21 protein-coding genes and 2 pseudogenes are annotated in these 21,343 nt (G+C 32.3%); 18 read left to right on the top strand and 5 right to left on the bottom strand.

Annotated features, from left to right (window positions below):
* Positions 1-124: 124 nt before the first annotated feature.
* Positions 125-586, bottom strand: a pseudogene (tnpA, locus tag RBATCC27255_RS03405) (IS200/IS605 family transposase).
* Between the two features lie 613 nt (positions 587-1,199).
* Here tnpA and RBATCC27255_RS03400 point away from each other — a divergent pair.
* Positions 1,200-1,856 (top strand): hypothetical protein, encoded by a 657-nt coding sequence (locus tag RBATCC27255_RS03400; RefSeq protein WP_169923233.1) that lies wholly within the window; start codon positions 1,200-1,202, stop codon positions 1,854-1,856.
* 115 nt (positions 1,857-1,971) lie between these two features.
* On the top strand, positions 1,972-3,261 hold the full coding sequence (locus RBATCC27255_RS03395; RefSeq protein ID WP_101028749.1) for an ATP-binding protein: 1,290 nt from the start codon (positions 1,972-1,974) through the stop codon (positions 3,259-3,261).
* A 295-nt stretch (positions 3,262-3,556) separates the two neighbouring features.
* On the opposite strand, the gene RBATCC27255_RS10740 is transcribed toward RBATCC27255_RS03395, so the two are convergent.
* Positions 3,557-3,820 carry a DDE-type integrase/transposase/recombinase gene (locus RBATCC27255_RS10740; protein ID WP_169923232.1) on the bottom strand — a complete coding sequence of 88 codons (264 nt, stop codon included), beginning with the start codon at positions 3,818-3,820 and terminating at the stop codon, positions 3,557-3,559.
* Positions 3,720-4,061: a transposase gene (locus tag RBATCC27255_RS10410; RefSeq protein ID WP_169923228.1), complete on the bottom strand. Its 342-nt coding sequence runs from the start codon at positions 4,059-4,061 to the stop codon at positions 3,720-3,722. The genes RBATCC27255_RS10740 and RBATCC27255_RS10410 overlap by 101 nt, the downstream gene beginning before the upstream one ends.
* 107 nt (positions 4,062-4,168) lie before the next feature.
* Between RBATCC27255_RS10410 and RBATCC27255_RS03385 the strand changes: the two genes are divergently transcribed.
* Positions 4,169-5,074 (top strand): hypothetical protein, encoded by a 906-nt coding sequence (locus RBATCC27255_RS03385; protein WP_101028747.1) that lies wholly within the window; start codon positions 4,169-4,171, stop codon positions 5,072-5,074.
* Positions 5,075-5,476: 402 nt separating this feature from the next.
* On the opposite strand, the gene RBATCC27255_RS10405 is transcribed toward RBATCC27255_RS03385, so the two are convergent.
* Both RBATCC27255_RS10405 and RBATCC27255_RS03375 read right to left on the bottom strand, forming a co-directional pair.
* A complete protein-coding gene (locus tag RBATCC27255_RS10405; RefSeq protein ID WP_169923231.1) occupies positions 5,477-6,118 on the bottom strand; it encodes a sensor histidine kinase in 642 nt (213 codons plus the stop codon).
* Positions 6,119-6,771: 653 nt separating this feature from the next.
* The gene (locus RBATCC27255_RS03375) at positions 6,772-7,479 is read right to left on the bottom strand and encodes a LytR/AlgR family response regulator transcription factor (protein WP_101028745.1); all 708 of its coding nucleotides are present in this window, start codon (positions 7,477-7,479) and stop codon (positions 6,772-6,774) included.
* A gap of 203 nt (positions 7,480-7,682) precedes the next feature.
* Here RBATCC27255_RS03375 and RBATCC27255_RS03370 point away from each other — a divergent pair, with 203 nt between their 5' ends.
* The 15 genes and pseudogenes from RBATCC27255_RS03370 to RBATCC27255_RS03295 all read left to right on the top strand — a co-directional run bounded on the left by RBATCC27255_RS03370 (position 7,683) and on the right by RBATCC27255_RS03295 (position 21,131).
* A complete protein-coding gene (locus RBATCC27255_RS03370) occupies positions 7,683-7,838 on the top strand; it encodes an AgrD family cyclic lactone autoinducer peptide (protein WP_101028744.1) in 156 nt (51 codons plus the stop codon).
* Entirely contained in the window at positions 7,838-8,098 is a 261-nt protein-coding gene (locus RBATCC27255_RS03365; RefSeq protein WP_101028743.1) for an accessory gene regulator B family protein, read from the top strand. Before RBATCC27255_RS03370 ends, RBATCC27255_RS03365 begins: the two co-directional genes overlap by 1 nt.
* Before the next feature lie 719 nt (positions 8,099-8,817).
* On the top strand, positions 8,818-10,083 hold the full coding sequence (locus RBATCC27255_RS03360; protein WP_169923230.1) for a hypothetical protein: 1,266 nt from the start codon (positions 8,818-8,820) through the stop codon (positions 10,081-10,083).
* Positions 10,073-10,921, top strand: coding sequence for an ATP-binding cassette domain-containing protein (locus RBATCC27255_RS03355; protein ID WP_207722738.1), 849 nt, complete (start codon positions 10,073-10,075; stop codon positions 10,919-10,921). The genes RBATCC27255_RS03360 and RBATCC27255_RS03355 overlap by 11 nt, the downstream gene beginning before the upstream one ends.
* A gap of 744 nt (positions 10,922-11,665) precedes the next feature.
* On the top strand, positions 11,666-11,836 hold the full coding sequence (locus RBATCC27255_RS10735) for a cysteine peptidase family C39 domain-containing protein (protein ID WP_101028740.1): 171 nt from the start codon (positions 11,666-11,668) through the stop codon (positions 11,834-11,836).
* A gap of 44 nt (positions 11,837-11,880) precedes the next feature.
* Positions 11,881-12,054, top strand: a pseudogene (locus tag RBATCC27255_RS10635) (cysteine peptidase family C39 domain-containing protein); the annotation flags it as partial.
* Positions 12,055-12,146: 92 nt separating this feature from the next.
* Positions 12,147-13,496, top strand: a complete 1,350-nt coding sequence (locus RBATCC27255_RS03335; RefSeq protein ID WP_169923229.1) for an ABC transporter substrate-binding protein — start codon at positions 12,147-12,149, stop codon at positions 13,494-13,496.
* A gap of 34 nt (positions 13,497-13,530) precedes the next feature.
* Complete coding sequence (locus tag RBATCC27255_RS10730) at positions 13,531-13,671, top strand: cysteine peptidase family C39 domain-containing protein (RefSeq protein WP_101028737.1); 141 nt, start codon at positions 13,531-13,533, stop codon at positions 13,669-13,671.
* 157 nt (positions 13,672-13,828) lie between these two features.
* Positions 13,829-15,157, top strand: coding sequence for an ABC transporter substrate-binding protein (locus RBATCC27255_RS03325; RefSeq protein WP_101028736.1), 1,329 nt, complete (start codon positions 13,829-13,831; stop codon positions 15,155-15,157).
* 291 nt (positions 15,158-15,448) lie between these two features.
* A complete protein-coding gene (locus RBATCC27255_RS03320; protein WP_101028735.1) occupies positions 15,449-16,792 on the top strand; it encodes an ABC transporter substrate-binding protein in 1,344 nt (447 codons plus the stop codon).
* Between the two features lie 9 nt (positions 16,793-16,801).
* Entirely contained in the window at positions 16,802-17,665 is an 864-nt protein-coding gene (locus RBATCC27255_RS03315) for a carbohydrate ABC transporter permease (protein WP_021883114.1), read from the top strand.
* Positions 17,666-17,675: 10 nt separating this feature from the next.
* Complete coding sequence (locus tag RBATCC27255_RS03310; protein ID WP_101028734.1) at positions 17,676-18,515, top strand: carbohydrate ABC transporter permease; 840 nt, start codon at positions 17,676-17,678, stop codon at positions 18,513-18,515.
* 13 nt (positions 18,516-18,528) lie between these two features.
* Positions 18,529-18,951 carry a hypothetical protein gene (locus RBATCC27255_RS03305; RefSeq protein WP_021883112.1) on the top strand — a complete coding sequence of 141 codons (423 nt, stop codon included), beginning with the start codon at positions 18,529-18,531 and terminating at the stop codon, positions 18,949-18,951.
* The gene (locus RBATCC27255_RS03300; protein ID WP_101028733.1) at positions 18,948-20,096 is read left to right on the top strand and encodes an ABC transporter permease; all 1,149 of its coding nucleotides are present in this window, start codon (positions 18,948-18,950) and stop codon (positions 20,094-20,096) included. The genes RBATCC27255_RS03305 and RBATCC27255_RS03300 overlap by 4 nt, the downstream gene beginning before the upstream one ends.
* Before the next feature lie 177 nt (positions 20,097-20,273).
* The gene (locus tag RBATCC27255_RS03295) at positions 20,274-21,131 is read left to right on the top strand and encodes a hypothetical protein (RefSeq protein WP_101028732.1); all 858 of its coding nucleotides are present in this window, start codon (positions 20,274-20,276) and stop codon (positions 21,129-21,131) included.
* Positions 21,132-21,343: the final 212 nt, after the last annotated feature.

The raw sequence follows: 21,343 nt of genomic DNA, 5'->3' as shown, positions 1-21,343 counted from the left end.
CAACGGGTGGTTTGCTCTAGGGCTATAAGCCCATGCTACCGGCCAGCGTCTCAAGACGCTGGCTTTCACTTGGTTCAAGCCTATTGCCTTTGCCTCTTTCGCCACCCCTTAAAGGGTGTTTGTATTACTCGCCACCCTTAAAAGGGTCTTCATATTCTCGTACACTTAATTTATCTAGTGCTATATCATGCTTTTCTTGGTCTTCTATGTATTTCCTTATGGTTGCTTCATTTAGACCTACTGTACTCACATAATATCCTTCTGCCCAAAAGTGCCTATTTCCAAACTTATACTTCAGATTTGCGTGTTTCTCAAACATCATTAACGCACTTTTTCCTTTTAAATATCCCATAAAACTTGACACACTCATCTTCGGTGGTATACTTAAGAGCAAGTGTACATGATCTATCATCATATGCCCCTCTAGTATCTCCACTCCTTTGTACTGACATAACAATCTTATTATGTCTTGCAAACTCTGTCGATACTGTGCTTATATTATTTTTCTTCTATACTTTGGCACAAACACTACATGGTATTTGCACATCCATTTTGTGTGGGATAAACTATTTGTTTTATTTGCCATTAAAATCACCTTTCTTTTTTTACAATAGACTTGAACATTCTTATTGTAATACGATTGGTGATTTTTTTGTATAACTTTTTATGCACACCCGCATAGCGGGTGGTTGTTTGTGCCACGCAAGCGTGGCACTGGGTAAACCCATTAATATTAAGCGGTCAGGCGTAAAAGCCTGACCGTATTTTTGTAGTGCAGTGTTTTACAGGCGAAACCACGATAACAAACGAAAAATTTTTTTAAAAAAACTTTTTATTGAAAAACGCCCGAATCTGTCACGCATTTGTCACGCCCGATATGTTATGATTAATACAGATATATCTATAAGTGTCTGAAATTCGATTTTATAGATTATATTTATATATTTTTTGAAAGAAATGATAAAATTGAAAACCAAAAAACCGTAAAGCGTGATTGAATTACCGATAGTTACGGTGTAGTAAATAATACTTTTATGTTGTACTTGTTTATTGAAAACACAAGGAGTGAGTGTATGTTAAAAAAGAGGTCTTTTTTTGCAGCTGTTTTAATAATTATTTTGACTTTAGGTGTATTTCTGTATATGATCACATTCTGTGGGAGCTACTCGGTTTACATCCCTGAAAATCATATAAGCGATTTGTCTGATATTAAGATTAAATATTCTCAGGACGGCATTGTCAGTCACAGCGAGCCTGTTTATGATAACGGATATATAAGGCTGACCTTTAATTCGCTGAAGCAGGGAAAAACAGAAGCAGAAATCTTTGCTTTTAAAGAAAGTGATCCGCAGTCGTATTACTCACAGTTTGTTGATTTAAGGGTAAACGCATTTAACATACTGACTAACGGCGATTTTGATGACAACCTTGTGCAGAATATATCGGGTTATCCTGTATATTACATTGCAGGTGCGCTGTTTTTCGGCATAATGGCTGTATATATGATTATCCGTTTCAGAAAAAGTCTTAAAAAGCATTTATGCTCTTACAGTACCGTTCTTGACTGTTCGCTGATGATAGTTTTTGTCGGATTGGCAACCCTATTTATTGCTTTGTCAGTGTTCCTGCTTATCAACTACCGAGCATATCAGCTGTCAAGCATACACTACCTGACCGCAGTAATAATGCTCCTTACAATTCTTTTTTCTACTCCTTTTGTTTTACTGTATTCAATATCAATGACAGTCAGCAATATTTCGCTGATTCGCCACGAGGGTTTTCGTGTTGCAAGAATGACTGATGAGGACGGTAGAATAGAGAGGGGGGGAGATGTTGGAAATATAATAAAAACTTAGGTGCAAATACACTTAAGTTTCAAGTAAGTGCTTGATATTTTGCAAAAATGGTGGTATACTATATTTGAAAGTAAGGGGGAAATACCCGTAAGTTTTAAGTGAGCGGAGGGCTACAATGCAGAACATTATTAAGCGTGACGAATATCTTAACAGAATTATTGACAGAAAAGAAAACGGACTGATTAAGGTCATTACCGGAATCAGAAGATGCGGTAAGAGTTTTCTGCTGTTCAATCTGTTTTACGATTATCTGATTGAAAGCGGTGTAAAAGAAGAACAGATCATTACGATTGCCTTGGATGATGATACCTTTGTAAAGTACCGTGATCCCGATGAACTGTCGAAATATATTCGTGGGAAAATCGTGAACTCAGATATGTACTATATTCTCATTGATGAGGTGCAGTACGCAATCACAAAGGATGAACTTAAAAACCCTGAGGACGTTAAGCTTTACAATGTACTCAACGGTCTTATGCGGCTTCGCAATGTTGACATTTATGTAACAGGCAGTAATTCAAAAATGCTCACGAAAGATGTACTGACTGCCTTTCGTGGCAGAGGTGATGAAGTTAGAGTTTATCCTATCTCTTTCAAAGAGTATTATTCTTTTGTGGGCGGAGATAAATCCGACGCCTATGAGGAATACGCTTTATATGGCGGTATGCCGCTTGTTTTAACAAAAAAGAGCGATGCGGAGAAGATGAACTATTTGCACACTCTTTTCACCGAGGTTTATTTCAAAGACATTGTGGAGCGTTATGATATTGAGTTGCCTGATGTGCTCAGCGAATTAACGGATGACCTTTGTTCTTCTGTCGGTTCGCTTACCAATGCAAGCAAAATATCAAATACCTTGCGGACGGTGAAAAATATTAAGGTTTCAGGTACAACCGTTTCCAACTATCTGAATTATCTAATTGAATCGTTTCTGTTCAGCAATGCGAAACGATACGATGTAAAAGGCAAGAAGTATTTTGAATACCCATCAAAGTATTATTGCGCCGACATCGGACTTCGCAACGCAAGACTTAATTTTAGGCAGCAGGAAGAAACGCACATAATGGAGAATATTATATACAATGAACTTCTGTGTCGAGAGTATTCCGTTGATGTCGGTGTTGTAGAAATCGTGGAAACGAGTGTAGGAAAGAGGTCAAAAAAACAGTGCGAGATAGATTTTGTAGTAAACAAGGGTTCTAAAAAATACTATATTCAATCCGCACTAAATGTTTCGGAACCGTCAAAACTTGAAACCGAACTCAGACCTTTGAAGAATACAAAGGATTTCTTTAAAAAGATTATTATCAGCAAAACTTCAATGAAGTCTTGGACGGATGAGGACGGAATACTTCATCTTGGACTTTATGAGTTCTTGCTGAATGTAAATTCCCTCGAATTGTAAACTAAATAGGCTCAATGTCAATAGTTGCGGAAAGCCGAAAAATAAGAGTGTATGAAATTTATAAGCAATAGAAATTGTAAATGGTCCTGTGTCAAGATTTAGCACAAAATAAAAGGAGAAGTTCTGCCAACTAAGCTGCTGGCAGAGAAGATACCCTCTCAAACAATTTTTCAAAATCATTAGGAGACATATAGTCACAGTGGCTGTGAATCCTAACGGTATTATAAAAGGTTTCAATATACTCAAATACAAGCCTATAGGCATGTTTGTAGTAAATGATATGAAATCTGTTAAGCTATTCTCTTTTGATTAAGGAATGGAAAGATTCGATGCAGGCATTATCGTAAGGATAACCACTATGAGAATAGCTTTGCTGCATCTTTTCAGTGGCTTCACGCCACGCATTTGAAATATACTGGCTGCCACGATCTGAATGGATAATAAGTGGTAAATCAGTATTACGACAGGCTTTTGCCTTGTTGATTGTTTCGATAACTGTAGATACTTCCATAGTGTCTGCAAGAGTCCAGGCAATGATTTTTCTGGCATACAAGTCCATAACGCAGCTTACGCTTAAGGTGGGCGATTTCCTTCGCTTCATCAGAAGCGTAACTGCTGGAACCGATAACGGGAATATCACCGTCATTATCTCTGAACTGGGCTTCCCAGCGAGCAAGAGTACTGACACCGATACCCAGGTTCTTTGCACATTCAACCTGTGTAAGATCAGGGTGCTCTTTGCGATAGTTGATAGCATCCAACTTGAATTGCTTGGTGTGATGAGTTTTTTGTCGTGACATAATGAATCCCTCCTCTTTTTTATTATACAACACTTAAAGGGGATATCTCATTTTGTTTTGTACTATTTAGATGCTAACACTATATAGATAAGAAAGGAGTGCAGATAATGAATGAAGAATCAAAAGTAACACTGTATAATGTTGCAACTTTCGATCCAAACAGTCCTAATGCAGAAGAAGGAAAACTCGATTTCACCAATTTTGTAAAGACATATAGCCATATGTATTATTTTCAGACTTGCAAATGGGTAGAGCAACAGATAGAAAAATATTTGCGTGAAGAAGCACCGGATGTGGAGGCTTTCCTGAAAATTTTTGCGTGGAAAACAAATAAGATAGATCAGAAGCAGAGTTTATGCAAGAAAGATATTGTCTATATAGCAGGTGAAGATAAAAAGAAAAATTGGAACTTCAATAAAAAAGATAGAGTCGCAAGTGCTGTTACTCGTCACGGACTAATTGAAAAAGAAACAGTAAAAAAAGAGAATGGAGAAGAAGAAACGAAAACGTTCTATGACTTTCTAAATACGGCGGTAGATCTCAGTAAAAGTTATAGAAGCCTGAAAGAAAATGATAAAAAGGAAAAACAACAAAAATTCCTTGAAAAGTTGACCATAGCATCGCTCAAAGGTATCGGATCAGTCTATCTGATTACTTTTATGTATTTTATCACTCAAGGAGAAATGCGGATTTACGATATCTTCGCAATGATGGCGCTGGATGCGATTTATCCGAGCAATGTACAAGACGAGCTGTCTTTCGGCTCGCTGAATAGTTTATACATCGGAGCGAATGTTAAACCGCGAGATTTACCTCAGAAGGATCAGCTCGGGTTTAAAAACCTGTTTAGTGATAACAAGCGCTATAATAAGACTTATCAGATTTACATAAAGAAGCTGAATCAGTTCGTAGAAGATTATAACAAAGAACTCCCCGAGGGTCAGAAGGTCACATATGAAAAATGTAGGGATATCGACAGGGCACTGTGGGTTTACGGACACTTTTTCCAATAATATCATAAATGATTGGCTCTATGTCAATAGTTGCGGAAATCCGAAAAATAAGAATGTATGAAATTTATAAGCAACAGAAATTGTAAAAGAGCAAGTGATACACAACTAAGAACAAGGCACAGCTTACGGAAAAATCCGTTCAGCTGTGCCTTTGATTGTGTTTGTGAAGTTGTAATGCTGTTTTTATTACGGCTTTGTCAAGAAAAGTGTGCAAGCTATTTTTTAACTTACACACTTTATTTTACAAGCTCACTGCAAAACTTTTATATTTGCAATTTCTTTCCGATTCTTAATTTCATCAATTAGATCTCATTTTGCTGATATCAGTATTATCAGGTATTGGAATTTCTCATTATATAATGCATTTCATTAGTCAAGGAATTATATGATTCGATTACTGCGTTATCTCCGAATTTCAAACACAATGTTTGAGGTAAAGGTCATATCATCCTCATTGAATTTCATATTTATTTCACCGTCATATTTTTTAACTACTCTTTTAATGCTTTTCAGTCCCGTTCCATGTATTGCGTCAGATTTTTTTGATGATGCTATGCGGTTGTTCTTGACGGCTACAATATTCTTGACCGAGTTTGTAAGCTGCATTGACAGATATTTATTTTTGCGGACGAAAGCCGAAAAATCTATAAATCCGTTCTCTGTATTTTGTGCCGCTTCAACTGCGTTTTCAAGCAGATTGTCAAGCAGAGCAGTTATGTCAGGTTCGCTCATAAAGCTAAAATCAGCACTTCTGATGTCAATATTCATCTTCACCCCGAACTTGTCACAGAAGGATTTGTACCTGTTGACGATTGAATTGACCATAGGATTGTTGCAGTAATCAACAGATTTATTTATGCTGAAGTCTTCAATAAAATCGTCTATGTACTCTGTAACAGCCTTGTCTTTGGCAATACTCTTAATGGCGTTTAAATGCCGTTTTATGTCGTGCATAACAATTTTTGAGTTTTCATTTTGCTCATTAAGTAAATCATAATACTCAGCTGTAGATTTTTCCTTTTGCCTTTCATATTCCAATTTCATATTGTGTCTTTGAGTTTTCAAAGTAAATTCATATACCCAAAAAACCGCTATATTTGAGAAAAGTAATAGCACCATACTTATTATTAATAAATATATGTATTTTTGTTCTAAATCAAAATTGTGTAGCGCATGTGATACTGCATACAGTAGCAGAATACTTGAGGCAGGTAAAACCAAGAGAGGTATAGAAAGAGAATAACTTTCTGATTTATGTTCTTTTATTGAGAATTTTGATACAAAGTAAATTATCAAAAAATATAACAGTTTACTGATAGTCGCTTGAATAATGAGACTTAAAGAATTATCCATGGAAGTGAAAAAATCCGTACCGAATAATACTGTTGAAACAAACAAGACAATACTTTCTGTGATTGCCATAAATATAAGTAATATGCTACAGTGGAAAATACAGGATTTAATACTTATGAAATAACAAAAATAAAGTAAAAAGAAGTTACACGCAAAAAATGCAATTAAATTAACCAGTGTTAAATTCAATAATCGAGATAAATACAATAATACATACACAATAACAACTGAAAATAACAAAAATTTTTTGCTTGATTTTCTTTCAAATTTGTTTTCAAAATAAAACAGTGATATCAGAATTTCTGCAAGAAAAACAAACGCATAGCAAATTGTATATACCATTTTTATACCCCTATGTATGCAAAATATGCCTTTTTAAAGTTTGAATAGTTCCTTTGAGATATAGGTAGAGTTTCACTTTTTAAATCTACATTAATATTAAGCTCAGTCTTATTAAAATCCGAGACATACCTCAGATTAACAAGATAACTGTAATGTGGTTGTGCAAAATAATCGTAATCCTTTAGTTTTTCTTTCCAATAACTTAATTTTTTATTTGTATAATACTTCTTCTGACATGTTATAATAACAGCCTTTCTTTCTTCAATAGTTATATATACTATATCACTTGTGAAAACAGAGTAACACTCGTCATAATATTCAAGAGTTATTATTTGAGTATTGGAATGAAAATAATTAATAGCCGTATTTAGCGCTCTGAAAAAACGGTTATTGTCAATAGGCTTTGACAGATAGCGAAACACATCCAAATCCATAGCGTCATCAAGATAAGCGTCATGCGAGGTTATAATAAAAATAATTATATTAGAGTTTACCTTTTTTAATTGTGCGGACAAAGTCAGACCATTTACCAGAGGCATTTCAATATCAATGAACGCCATATCATAACTGATATTACTATTCAGCAGCTCTACACCATTGTAAAACAAATCAATATCAAAAACTATTCTATGTTTATCTGAAAATGTATTCAGATTGTTTTTTATTTCATCGACAATACATTTATCATCGTCACAAATTAATACTTTCAAAAGAAAAACCTCCTTGAAATAAATTATAACATATATTTCAAAAAAATGTCATTAAATGTTATTGCTTTAGATGCAAAATTTCAAATTTTACCTCAGTAATTTTAAAATCACATCACTTTGAGCAAATTTGACATCATTTTTGCAAGAATTATGTTTTTACTTTTAATGTGTGCTAAAATCCTCACGAAGGGAGGAATAATATTATGAAGAAAATAAAAAATTTTATTTGCAAAATTTCACCCGCAATTATTGCTAGTTTTACATTAGCACTCTCAATAAATGCTAATTCATCCACTGGCTTTTTTATGTATCAGCCTAAGGCTCCTGCAAAGCTTGACAAATTTAAAAAGATAAAGTAATGGAAAAGATTGGCTCAAAAATTATAGAGTTTTTTGCTTCAAACGATCTTATAAAAAACGAAGATAAAGAAATTTACAAATATGCTTTTAATATTATTTTATCATCATTGATACATATTGCAACTGTTATGATATTAGGATTGTGTTTCAATTTATTAATTGAAAGTCTGACTTTCTATTGTGCTTACATTGTAATACGCAAATTTGCAGGCGGCTACCATGCAAAACGCCAACAAGATGTTATATTGTTTCTATTATAACATGGGTACAGGCGCAACATGTTTTTGCTGAACCGGGATATAATGCATCATCAGGTGTATACACCGTCATAAATAATTCCAAAGCATCATGGAGAGGTAAAATGAATTCATGGTGGTGGGGTGGTAAGAATTGTTCAGCCACAGGTAAAATTACAGCAATCTAATTTAGTATTTATTATTTCCTTGTAAACCCGTACTTACAAGGAATAGGGTGAGTAAAAATGATAAAACAAAATTTAAAATTGTTTTTTAAAACTAAAATAATATTTATTCCGGTTATCATACTGTTAGTATGTTTTTTGGGGAATCTTGTATATAGTTGTTATAGCTTTTCACTCAATAATGATGTATTAATATATTTAAAGAATTCTATAAAATTATGCTTACTATCATTTGTAATATTATGTTTTACATCATATGAATTCTTTTACCTATATAAGCGTTGTTATATAGATGAAGCATTGTATTCACACAAAAATGGTAAGACTAGGATTTTAACAAGTACTGTAACAGTTTTGTTGTTTATTCCGGCTTTAGAGTTCTTTAGCGCATTTGTATTTAATTTTGTTATATTTTTGTCATCCGGAATGAATGACTACAGTTATTTGTATCATATATTTTCAGTTTTATTTTTATATGTTTTTCTGGGTGGAATAATCCCGATTTTACTTGGCGTTTTTTTTGCTCAAAAGACGAAAAGGATTGTTTCATATGCTCTTATGGCGCTTATAATTTTCCTTGTGTCAAGTACATCTGACTTTATTCCGGGGGGTTTAAGCCAGGTTACCAAAATTAATTTTTGGGAAGCAAAATATTTTCTTGCATATATTCTGCCAAATGATTTAGAGTGGTACATAAACCATGATTACGGTATGTATGCTGAAATTTATAGATGGAATTTAATTATTTTCTGGATTTCTCTACTGTCATTTTTGTTTTTCAAACTTTGTCAAATAAAGAAAACCGCATTAAAAGCTGTTTTACTGTCATTAACACTATTAATTTCAACATTTAATCTGGTTGGCTACTTTTATGGTGGAAGCCATATTGAAAAGGGAGCTCAGCTTGACAGTATTTCAATGTCAGATTATTTGTTTTATACTGAAAATGAGCAAAAGAACCAAGATCCGGATTTTGAAGTTACATCATACGATATGGATTTAAGCATTTACAGACAATTAGATGCCGAAGTATCAATGACTTTATCTGATACAGGTTTAGAGTATTACAATTTTACATTGTACCATGGATACAATGTTTTAAAGATAACTGATATTGAAGGAAATGCTTTAAAATATAATCGTGAAGGAGATTATGTTACTGTAATAGGGAACGGAAACCTGCAACTTATAAACATAAAGTACAGCGGTTATTCACCTATATTATACAGTAATTATCAGGCGTGTTCTCTGCCCGGCTTTTTTGCATATTACCCTATTACCGGATTTTACAAAATTACGGGTGATTATACCACATATAATCCGATTGAGATAAAATCCGAAACAGAATTTAATATTCGAGTTGATTCAGCAAGGCAGTTTTATTCAAATCTTGATGAGGTAAAGAATGAGAAAAATTGTTTTGTCGGGGTTACAAGCTATCCTACGCTTTTTAGTGGATTTTATAAATCAAATTCGTCTGATATTTATAAGATTTATGCAATTACTGTAAAGGGGTGGGGATTGAGCAAAATAGATGAAGAATATATAGACGAAATTCAGAAATACATTAATGAGTTGGATAACAATAGCAGCAATAAATTAAATCTCAAAGAATATACTATTATTCAGACAAATGAAATGCTTTCTTCTAATTGTATTTATGATGGAATATTTTTAGGAGATGATACAGTTTTTATTAATAAAGCAACTGATGAGGAAACAAAGAAGCAAGTTGCTGAAATACTTCTTGCTCAAAGAGATATGGGCTATTCTAAATATGTAGAAAAAGCCGTGGTTGACTCCGAAAGTATAAATGATAATTAACAAGGAAGAAGGTATAATTGTGCTGATTTTGAAGAACTGCACCAAGTCTTTTAAGAAAACAAAAGCTTTAAATGATTTTTCCTGCGAATTTAAGCACGGTATTTATGGCTTGCTTGGACCAAACGGTTCCGGCAAAACTACTATGATGAGATGTATATGCGGTTTGCTTTCTCCCGAAAAGGGAAGCATTGAGTGCGATTGTGAAAATATAGGATATTTGCCTCAGCAGTTTGGTGCTATGAAGTCATTGACTGTATATGAAACTATGAGATATTTTGCCACATTAAAGAAAATACCTAAGTCAAATCAAGACAATGAAATCAGATATTGCATTGATTTGGTCAACCTAAGTGATAAAATTAAAAACAAAGTGGGTTCGCTGTCAGGAGGTATGGTTCGACGATTGGGAATAGCCCAAGCTATAATGGGAAATCCTGAAATTGTTTTGTTTGATGAACCGACTGCAGGTCTTGATCCTGAGGAGAGAGTAAGATTTAAATCTCTTTTAAGGAAAATAAAAAATGATAAAACTATTATTATTTCTACTCACATTGTTTCGGACGTAAAATCAATATGTGATGAGATTGTTATAATTAATGAGGGAAGAAATGTTGTTCAGGGAACTTGCAGCGATATTACTTCTATCGGAAATGAAAAAGTTTTTCTTTTAGACGAAGAATATGAAAATAATTTAGAGGGAAATTATTATGTTAAAGACAGAATCAGTAAGGATAATAAAAATTATATAATCGTTCTCTCAAGTAATTTTATTGAGCAGGGAGTGAGTATTAACGCTGATATAGAGGATGGATATTTATGTGCCTTAAAAGATATATAAACCGCCTTTCATTAATACAATTAACACTTAAAGGAATGGGAATTCTCTATATTGTACCTGTTGTTTTTTTATTTCTTGTACTTCCTTTTTTAACATATTTGGATTTTGCTAAAGGATATTCACCCGAACAATGTTATTTTTCAACATACATAATGTTACAAATTTTTTGCCCATTTTTTGCTGTATGGTGGACTTTATTTGGTTTCAGAGAGTATGTAGAGGGCAGAATCAGAGAACTATTGCTTGTTTATAAAAAAAGTCTTATAGTTGAACTTTTTCTTGTGTTTGTTTTTTATTTCCTGCATATATGTGTATTGCTTGGTTTATATTGTATAATACTAAAGTTTAATTATTTCAATTATATTTTTATATTTTTTGTTCAGACATTTGCTTTTTTTAGTATTAGTTTTTCAATATCTATAATTTTAAAAAATATAGCAATTCCTTTTATTATCAGTGTGTGTTACGAAATATTTTGCATGACTGCCAATATTGACTTTCTTAAGTTTATTAATATGCTTTCATCTGATATTCCAAGCAGCACCATGGACATAATATGTCCATATATTTTTATATTGATAAGTAGTATATTTGTTTTTGTGTTATCAAATTCTTGTTTCAAACGTTTGTAATATTTTTATAATTATATAATACCTGATTATACATATCCAAAATCTGCATAGCAGTAAACAAAGAAAAGCTACTTCGTCAGCTCACAGCGGCAACGGAAATTTATTTAACAGAATGAACTGGTATATTATGATTAGATTCAAATGTATATTACAAAATGACGAAACAGATTGCGGTCTGGCTTGCCTGGCCGCAATTTTTAGAAAATACGGTTTAAAAGTTACAAAGCAAAAATTCGTGATATTGCAGGTACTGTCCACCAAGGTACCAATGCACATGGACTAGTAAAGGTAATTGAGCATTTTGGTTTTTAGCAAAAAGTTGTTGAAGCGGATAAAAGTGTGTTAACTAATAAATTGCCTTTGCCTGCAATTGCACATGTGATAATTGACGATTCCTTATTGCATTATGTAGTTATAACTAAAGTTAAGGGTGATACTGTAGTAGTTTTTTACCCTGCAAAGGGAATTGCAAAGGGTTCATATTTTACTTTCAATTATTAATGAAGTGAATTTAACTCAGTGCATATTAATTTCGCTACTTATCCGTATGAATTAACTGTTTTTTCTTGATTAAGATTGAGGTGAAATATCAGTTGTATATTAAATTGACATCAATATTTTTATTGCTGGCAATATTATTATGTTTTGCATCCTGTTCAAAGAATAATGAAGACGGTCAAAAATTAAAATATTATACCATAAACAATGAAGATTCGGTTTGTGTAGAATTGATACAAAAATATAATAATTATTGTCTTAAAAAACTTGATGAGTCATATCAAATTGAAATTGTGGATTTTGATTCGGAAGATACTATGCTTACAAAAATATCAACGGAGATAATGGCGGGGAAAGGACCCGACATAATTTCATTGAATCAAAAATTACCTTTTGAAAAGCTGATTGATAACGGTTCATTTGCGGATATAGATGAGCTTGCGAAATTATACAAATCCGATATAGATTTTGATGACTATAATTCAACAATAATGGATTGCGGAATTTACAATGGAAAGCGATATATTATACCTATAGCTTATTGCCCCAATATACTTATAACAACTCAGGAAATATTAGATAAATATAATCTGGAAAATACTAACTTTTCATTTAAAGAGTTAGAGATACGGTTATCTGACAAAGACCATAATTATGCGCTTTTTGGAAATAAAGATGAAACATATAAGTTCTTCCTTTCCTATGTTAATGAATATGTGGATTTTTATAATAAAACTACAGAATTTTCAAGCGATGAATTTACCGAGAGCTTAGATTATATTGGAAAAATGATTAGGAATGATAATTCAAGAAAAGAAGGAACTACATGGGATATAATAGGTAATTATTTGTTTCGTACTTCACAATTATCTTTCGACGGTTCTATGATGAGTACGCTAAATTCTTATTTTTATATTTATAATAATAACAGCACGCCGGTTATTATTCCAAACTACAATAAAAAGGCAAATGCAGTATCAGCATTTGTTCAATGTGGTATTGCATTGAATAATAATTCAAATAACAAAGAAAAAGCGTTGGCTTTTATTCAATATGTTTTAAGTTATGATATTCAAAAATTATGGAGTGAAAGCAGCTCATCATCATCAATAGTGGTAAGGGCACTGCCTGTAAATAAAGCTGCTTTTGAATATGTAATTGACCATACGTCAAAACGTGTATATGATATTAATGATGATGGAGAGTATGAGAAATCTGAGGAAGAATATTCAGATGAAATAAAAACTAAGTTTTTTAATGAATATTTAGATATGATTAACAGTATAAGCAGTTGTACTTTATATGATTATCTGGAATTTGAAAATACTTATTACAACTCCTCGGTTATCGGAGATATTGTGAACGATTACTTAAACGGGGATATTTCAAAGGAAAAGTTTATACGTCAACTCACAGCGGCAACGGAAATTTATTTAACAGAATGAAGCTGATAAGTAATCATAAACCTCTAAATTACCTATACTTGCTATTGCACATGTAGTGATTGACGATTCCTTATTGCATTACGTAGTTATAACTAAAGTTAAGGGTGATACTGTAGTAGTTTTTGACCCTGCAAAGGGAATTGCAAAGGATTTATATGTTACTTTCAATTATTAATGAAGTGAATTTAACTCAGTGCATATTAATTTCGCTACTTATCCGTATGAATTAACAAGTAGAGCGTTATTGTTGATTTAAATAATAAAAATTCAGATAGACTACAGATTAATAATTTAGAATTATGTTAAGATATATAATCACAAGGTGAATCATTATGAAAAATAAAATTGCGATAATTTTAACATTACAATTTATTATTACTGTGTTTGCTTTCAGCGGATGTGGTGAAAGCACAGCTTCAAGCAATTCCTCAAAGCTTACATATTGTGCATACTATGAGGATGCTATTTGCGATATTATTAAAAGGTACAATAAATATTGTACAAAGCATTACGATGAGTCCTATCAAATTGAAATCGTGGAATTTGAATCTCAGGAAGAAATGAAATTAAAAATGTCAACAGAAATTATGGCAGGTGAAGGACCTGATATTTTTTCTTTGAGTCAAAAGCTTCCATTTGAGAAATTAACAGATAGCAAAACTATTGCAGATGTAAACGAGCTTATAAGTGAATTTAGTTATGATATAGGAATAGATAACTGCGATTCAAAAATTATGGATGCAGGAGTGATTGACGGTAAAAGATATTTTATACCTTTGTTCTATTCACCTGATGTTTTTATAACTACAGAGGAAACACTTAATAAGTACAATTTAACATCATCTGAATTTTCTTTTAAAGCATTATCTGAGAAACTTTCAAAAAATAAAAAAGAATATTCTCTTTTTGGAAGTGCCGATGATAATATTGCCTTTTTTTATTCGTTTTTAGATCAATATATAGATTTTAACAGCGGAAATACAGAATTTAACAGCGATAAGTTTTCGGAAGATTTGGATTCTATCTATAGCTTGATTAAGAATGACACTACCGACGAAAATGTTTATTATTTTTTATATGATAATATAATTAATGGTGCTTCTATTTTATATAAGGAAATGCCTGCTTTTAGTAGTATAGTAAGGACATATTCGTATTTAAAATATTTAGGATCAACTCCTGTGTTTGTAAATAATTACAATATGGATGATGATTCAATTTCTGCCTCTATAGATGTTGGTATTGCCGTTAATGATAATTGTAAAAATAAAGAAAAATTACTGCCTTTCATTAAGTACTGTTTGTCCTGTGATGTGCAAAAAAATATGAGTGAAGAACGTATGTATTTGCCTGTAAACAGCGATGCTATGGAAAAATGCATTGATTCAATAGATGAAGTAATAGATTTTGAAGATTTAATTGTTAGTGATAAAGAAAAAGCTATTGTTGAAACTACTGAAAGTGCGGCGATAAGAGATTATAAATATATTATAAACAACATAACAAAATGTAACTTATATAGCTTTAATTATTTATCGGATACTTATTTTAATTCTTCAGTAATCAGTGATATAGTTGATAAATATTTAAACGGGGATATTTCAAATGAAAAGTTCATTCGTCAACTTACAGCAGCAACTGAGATTTATTTGAAGGAATAGATTATGTTAAAATTTTATTATATGTAATAGAAAACTTACAGAAATTTTCTTGTGTATGAGAGATATAAGAGGGTAGTATGAAAAGAAATAAATGGAGGATGTTCGCGCATTACCATTGGTCGTTGCCTTAAAAATGGTACATATTATGTTGCATCAGTTTCAGGTAAATGTTCAAGTTATTCAAAGCATTTAAGCAAAGCTTACTCATCAGCTAAAAACTCAAAAATGTCAAATGGTCAGTACTATGATTGGCCTGATGGAAGTATACACGGATAAGGATAAAATGTAATTATGTTCACACGCTTTTTATTTAAACCGCATGAATCTATTAAAGTCATACTAGCTATACTTTTAAGTGTTATAATAATTACTTCATTTTCAAGTTGTGCAATAAAAAATAACAGCGAACAAAATCATCTTGTTTATTACACATTAAATGATGAAGACGCTCTGTCTTGGATTACAGAAAAATACAATAAATATTGCATAAACAGTAATAATCCGTCTTTCCAAGTTGAGATAGTTAAATTTGATTCTGAACAAGAAATGTCAACGCAGATATCAACTGAAATTATGGCAGGAAGTGGACCTGATATTATTTCACTTAGTCAAAAATTGCCTTTTGAAAAATTAATTGAAAGCCGTTCATTAATGAATATTTATGATTTGTTAAAAGATGATAATTCTTCAAATGCAATAAATCTTGATGATTATAACGTTAACATACTCAACGCAGGAGTTTATGATAACGGTTTATATATTGTACCGCTGTTTTATGGAGTTGATGTATTGGTATCTACAGAAGAAAGATTGAAAAATTTCAATATCAAAGAAAATAACGGCTTTTCTTTGACATACAGTAATTTTTCAGATGTATTTGAAAATTATTTTTTAAATGATGAAGGCTATTCATTTGTATCTAATGAGTTGTCGGATTTTTTGTGGTTTGATTATCCAATGCAACTCTTTTGCAGATTTTTAAACAGCTATGTTGATTTTGAAAATAAAGCTGTGTATTTTGATACCGATGAATTTAAAGATAATTTAGATGTAATGATGCAGATGTTGACGATTTCTCAAAAAAACAATACAAATGAATTGTTTGACGGATTGTATATAAATCGGTCATTTCCGTTGATGGCAGGAAGTTATTCTTATTATCAATCTATAAATGAAACACCTGTAGTCTTTCGTGGATTGACAAAAAACAAAGATGTTAATTCCGCACACATACAGGTTGGATATGCAATTAATAATAATACGCAACTAAAGGAGCAAGCACTTGCGTTTATAAAATATACTCTTAGTGATGAAATTCAAGAAATTGGTGCAACAGCATCAGGAAGTTTGAGTTTTCCTGTGAATATGTCTGTTTACGATAATGCCAAGCTTGTTGCCGGCTCAAGAACGGATGATAACAATAAAATTATCGGGATTGACAACGATTTTATGAAAGCATACATTGACATTGCCGATAATGTAAACGCTTGCACCTTGTATCGAGATGTGTCACATTCATATTATAATGACAATGTTATCGGTGACATTGTTGATGATTATATAAATAAAGGTATAGCAAAAGATAAATTTATTCGTCAGCTTTCAGCGGCAACGAAAATTTATTTAACTGAGTAGGAATAAATTATGAGAAAATCTAAATTAACAAGGAAACAAAAAGAGCATATAGCGGCATATCTGTTTATATTACCGTCTTTTTTAGGCATAGCGGTGTTCTATATTGTGCCGTACATAATTTGTTTTACCAAAAGCCTGTATGTCGGCGATACTTTTGTGGGCATAGAAAATTACATACAGCTTTTTCAAAACAACACATTTTTGCTTGCACTTAAAAACACGGGCATATTTACAGTTACGGCGATACCGTTGTTAATGGTGATTTCGTTTTTGATAGCGTTGTTTCTTAATTCTTTTAATAAAATATCTTCCTTTTTCAGAAGTGCATTGCTTATTCCTGTTGTAGTCCCGATTGCATCTCTGATTTGCGTGTGGCAATTAGTTTTTGATGATTACGGTGCAATCAACGGATTACTTAATTCACTTGGATTTAATACTGTTGAATTTTTTAATTCGGAATGGTCTATGGTGATGATCGTTTTTATTTATGTGTGGAAGTACTGCGGATTTTGTGTGATTCTTTTTACGGCAGGCATTGCCAATGTTTCGCAATCTCTCTACGAAAGCGCAAGGCTTGACGGTGCAAAAGCTCATCAGCTTGTAACTAAAATTACTATACCTATGATTGCGCCAACTACATTTTTTGTTTTTCTAATGGAGCTTATTTATTCATTTAAAATTTTCCGTGAGGTATTTGCTTTGTTTGGCGATTATCCAAACACCAATGTGTATTTTTTGCAGAATTTCATCAACAACAATTATTACAATCTTAACTATCCAAGATTGTCGGCGGCATCAATTGTCTTATCGCTGTTTATAATTATTGTGCTGTTTATTTTCTTCTGCTTTGAAAGGAAACACAGCTATTCTTGAGAGGTTTGTTATGAAAGATACGGTTATGAAAATACTAAAATATATTTTGCTGATTGCTGTAACTGTGCTGTTTTTGTTTCCTGTCATTTATATGCTTGCTTGTTCATTTATGACAGGTTCACAGGTAAGCGAGATGCTCAATTTTTCTGACGGAAAATATAAAGAACTCAATATGATTCCGAATATGGCAACTTTGGAGCAGTTTTATCAGACTCTTTTCAGAAAACCCGAATATTTGTTGAAGTTCTGGAATTCGGTTGTTTGTACTTTTCCGACAGTAATCGGTCAGGTTGCAGTATCATCATTGGCGGCTTTTGCTTTTGCAAAATTGAAATTCCCGTTCAGGGACAAGCTGTTTTTCATATACATAATTTTGCTCATTTTGCCGTTGCAGGTAACACTTGTTCCTGATTATATGATTCTTGAAAATATGAATTTGCTGAATAATTTTCTTGCGGTAATTTTACCCGGAACTTTTTCTGCATTCGGAATTTGTCTTTTGAGGCAAAGTATAAAATACATTCCCGATTCCGCAATTGAGGCGGCAAGAGTTGACGGTGCGTCATATTTAAAGATATTTACTAATATTATTCTTCCGCAGATTAAGGGCGGACTCATAACACTTGCGTTGCTCTGTTTTATTGATAATTGGAATGTAGTTGAACAACCGCTGATTTATTTTGATAATGAGGGTATGTATCCGCTTTCCGTAACGCTTACTGATGTCGGAAGTTCGGATTACGGCATAATATTTGCCTGCGGAGTTATATTTATGATTCCTGCATTGCTTATTTATCTTTACGGACACAGGGATATTGATTCGCCGTTTGTCGGAACTGATAAGGGATAGGAGAGAGGCTTTTATGAAAAAAGATAAGCTAAAGAGCGTAGTGTTGAAATTTTCAATTGTATTTTTTATTGTGATTGCATTACTTACATATTTTTCAAAAACAATCAATAATATGCTTCTTCCAAAGGTCAAAGTGGTTTCGGTTCAAACAGGTGTAATTGACGATACCGCAGGTTCAAATGATATGAAAACACATTATCTTTTGCCTGTTTCATCGGTGGATGGGGCAGGCAATACGGGAATAGTATTTGTTATAAATAAAACCGAAAACGGTGATGCAACAGTTGAAGAGGTTTCGGTGGATATATGTAACAGTGACGAGCTGTATTGCGAGGTGACATCGGACTCACTTTTTGGCGACAGTCAAGTTGTATATAAAACAACCAAGAGTATAGAAAACGGTTCAAGTGTTTATATTGAGGAGGAAACAGTGTGAGCAAAAGAAAAATTGTTTCGTTTCTGTTACTGCTGTTGCTGACTGTGAGCGTTTTTATTGCGAATATTATAATTATTGAAAATGCAAAAGGGCAATTACCTGATGTTACTCAATTAACTTATGATAAAAATTCCGAAACTGCTCCAAAAACGGTTTCTAAACTTGAAAAGCTGTTTGAACGGATTACTGACAAAGGCATAGCTTTTTGTTCCGAGGGTAAAGAAACAAAAGTTAAGGAAGAAACCGTAACTACGGTACTTGTGAATGAAAACTGGTTTTCGGATTATAAGACTGAAATTAACGGCGAAAATATTTCGTCCAATAACATAGATAACAGAGATAAGGTTGCAATAATCGGAAGTTCTCTTGCTCTCAAACTGTTTTTTACAACAGATGCAGTCGGTAAAAAGATTTGCATTGACGGAAATCAATATACAATTTGCGGTGTGATATGCGAAAACGAAAGTTTAATAAATAAGTTTTCTGCTGATGACAAACAGAGGGTGTATGTTCCATATACAACAGCCGAAAATTATGGTGACAGAACGGTTGATATGATTGTTTACGATAATTCGGTATATACGGGAGCAATTGTTGAGCAAATGGATTTGCCACAGTATTATTCGGTTAATCTGAATGAGAAAAATCAAACGCTCTCGTCATTTGAACATATTTTATACCTTGCAATATTTATCGGATTTAGCATTATTGCATTGAAGTTGTGGTATAGGTTCAGTAGAAAATTTTTTGAGGAGATAAAAGAAAATCTCAAATTAAACTACTTTCTGAAATCGCTAAAAAATATTCCGCTAAAATATGTTGCACTTGTGCTTGTTTTTGCAGGAATACCTGCCGTGCTTTTGATTGTGTTTAATATTTGTGATTTCAGCATTTTTATCCCCTCAAAATATATACCAAATGATAACATTTTTGACCTTTCAAATTACCTGAATGTGCTTGTCGATAATGCACAAACACTAAACTCACAAAGCCTAACAGGAAATCAAATACTTGTAAATCTGTTCTCTAGAACATTTACAGCGTCATTGTGGCTGACAATAATATTTTTGATTAGTATTATAACCGTGCTTTTAAATTTGACAGAATTAAAACTTCATAAACATAAAAACACCGACAAGCAGTAACTAAACTTGACACATACAATTTATCTGACAGAGAATGCATAAAATAGCAATAAAATAGTTTGACTAATATATAATATTGTGTTAAAATTATGCGAGAAAGTATGGTATGTTCAGTGGTAGCTTCTTTAGTAACAATTTCCTTATCGACATATTGGAGTAATAAATGGAGTAGTGAAAATGAAAGAAAGTGGTGTGGTGTGTAAAAAAAAGAAAGTATATCTACTTTCTCTTTTGCTTTTTTTGATTTCTTATTTGACTACAGTTGTTAATATGATTGTTAATATTATTACTGGTAGTTTTCATTTATACATTTTTAGTACTTTAAGCTTTATGTTGCCATGCTATAAATCTATTAAAACAACAGATGTGTTTGGTATCGTTTTAACAATATTGTTGTTTTTGATTAGTTTTCTGCTCATATTTTTTACCGTAAAATATGATGTGTTAAAATATGATCAAAGCAAAAGACCGTTGTGTTATACGAGCTTACTCTTGTGGTTTTTTATAACTCAAATATTGTCTTCGTGGATACTGGTTGATTCACATTTTCAAAATTATATTTATTTGTCTGTCGCCGAATTTTATGAAAGTGAAGAGTTACAGTACATGAACTCAATAATTATTTTTGGAATATATCAACTCATTATAGGCTTAAAACGATTGTATGATTCTAGAGAAGCATATGACGCAACCAATATTTCAATCGTTCCACCTTTTGAAAAGTATTTTACTGAAAAAACTATTTTTTGTTACACCGTTCCTAATTATATATTTTCCTGTATAGGAGTCTTATCAATTATATATATTAGGTATGTTTTTATCGACAGTTATGCAATTAGCTTTTGGATTTTTATTTTCTGTGTGCTTTTTAGTTTATGCCTTCTGCTTGCAACTTTAATAAAATATCGCCAGATTGTAAAATATAGAGGTGTCGAAATAATTGTAAGAAAGAATTTTAAAATATCTATTTTTCTGCAATTGAAATTAGTTTTTTTGATATTTTGCACATATTGTATAACGTTGTTGTTCGATTGATTTTTGATATTTGGTAGAATATTTTCTGTAAGGAGGCTCAAAAGAGCCTCCTTTGACACAAAAAGTATGATGCTCGCAGTAATATTACAGATGTTACCAAAGACGGAGTTTTACAGTATCATTATAGTTACGATATGATGAATCAGCTTGTTAGTGTAGATGACAAGCTGAACGGCAAAGTTTATAACTATACTTACGATGCCGGCGGTAAC

The sequence above is a fragment of the Ruminococcus bromii genome, assembly GCF_002834225.1.
Lineage (GTDB): Bacteria > Bacillota > Clostridia > Oscillospirales > Acutalibacteraceae > Ruminococcoides > Ruminococcoides bromii.
Note: the sequence above shows the minus strand (reverse complement) of the source record. Positions and strands in the feature narration are given on the sequence as shown.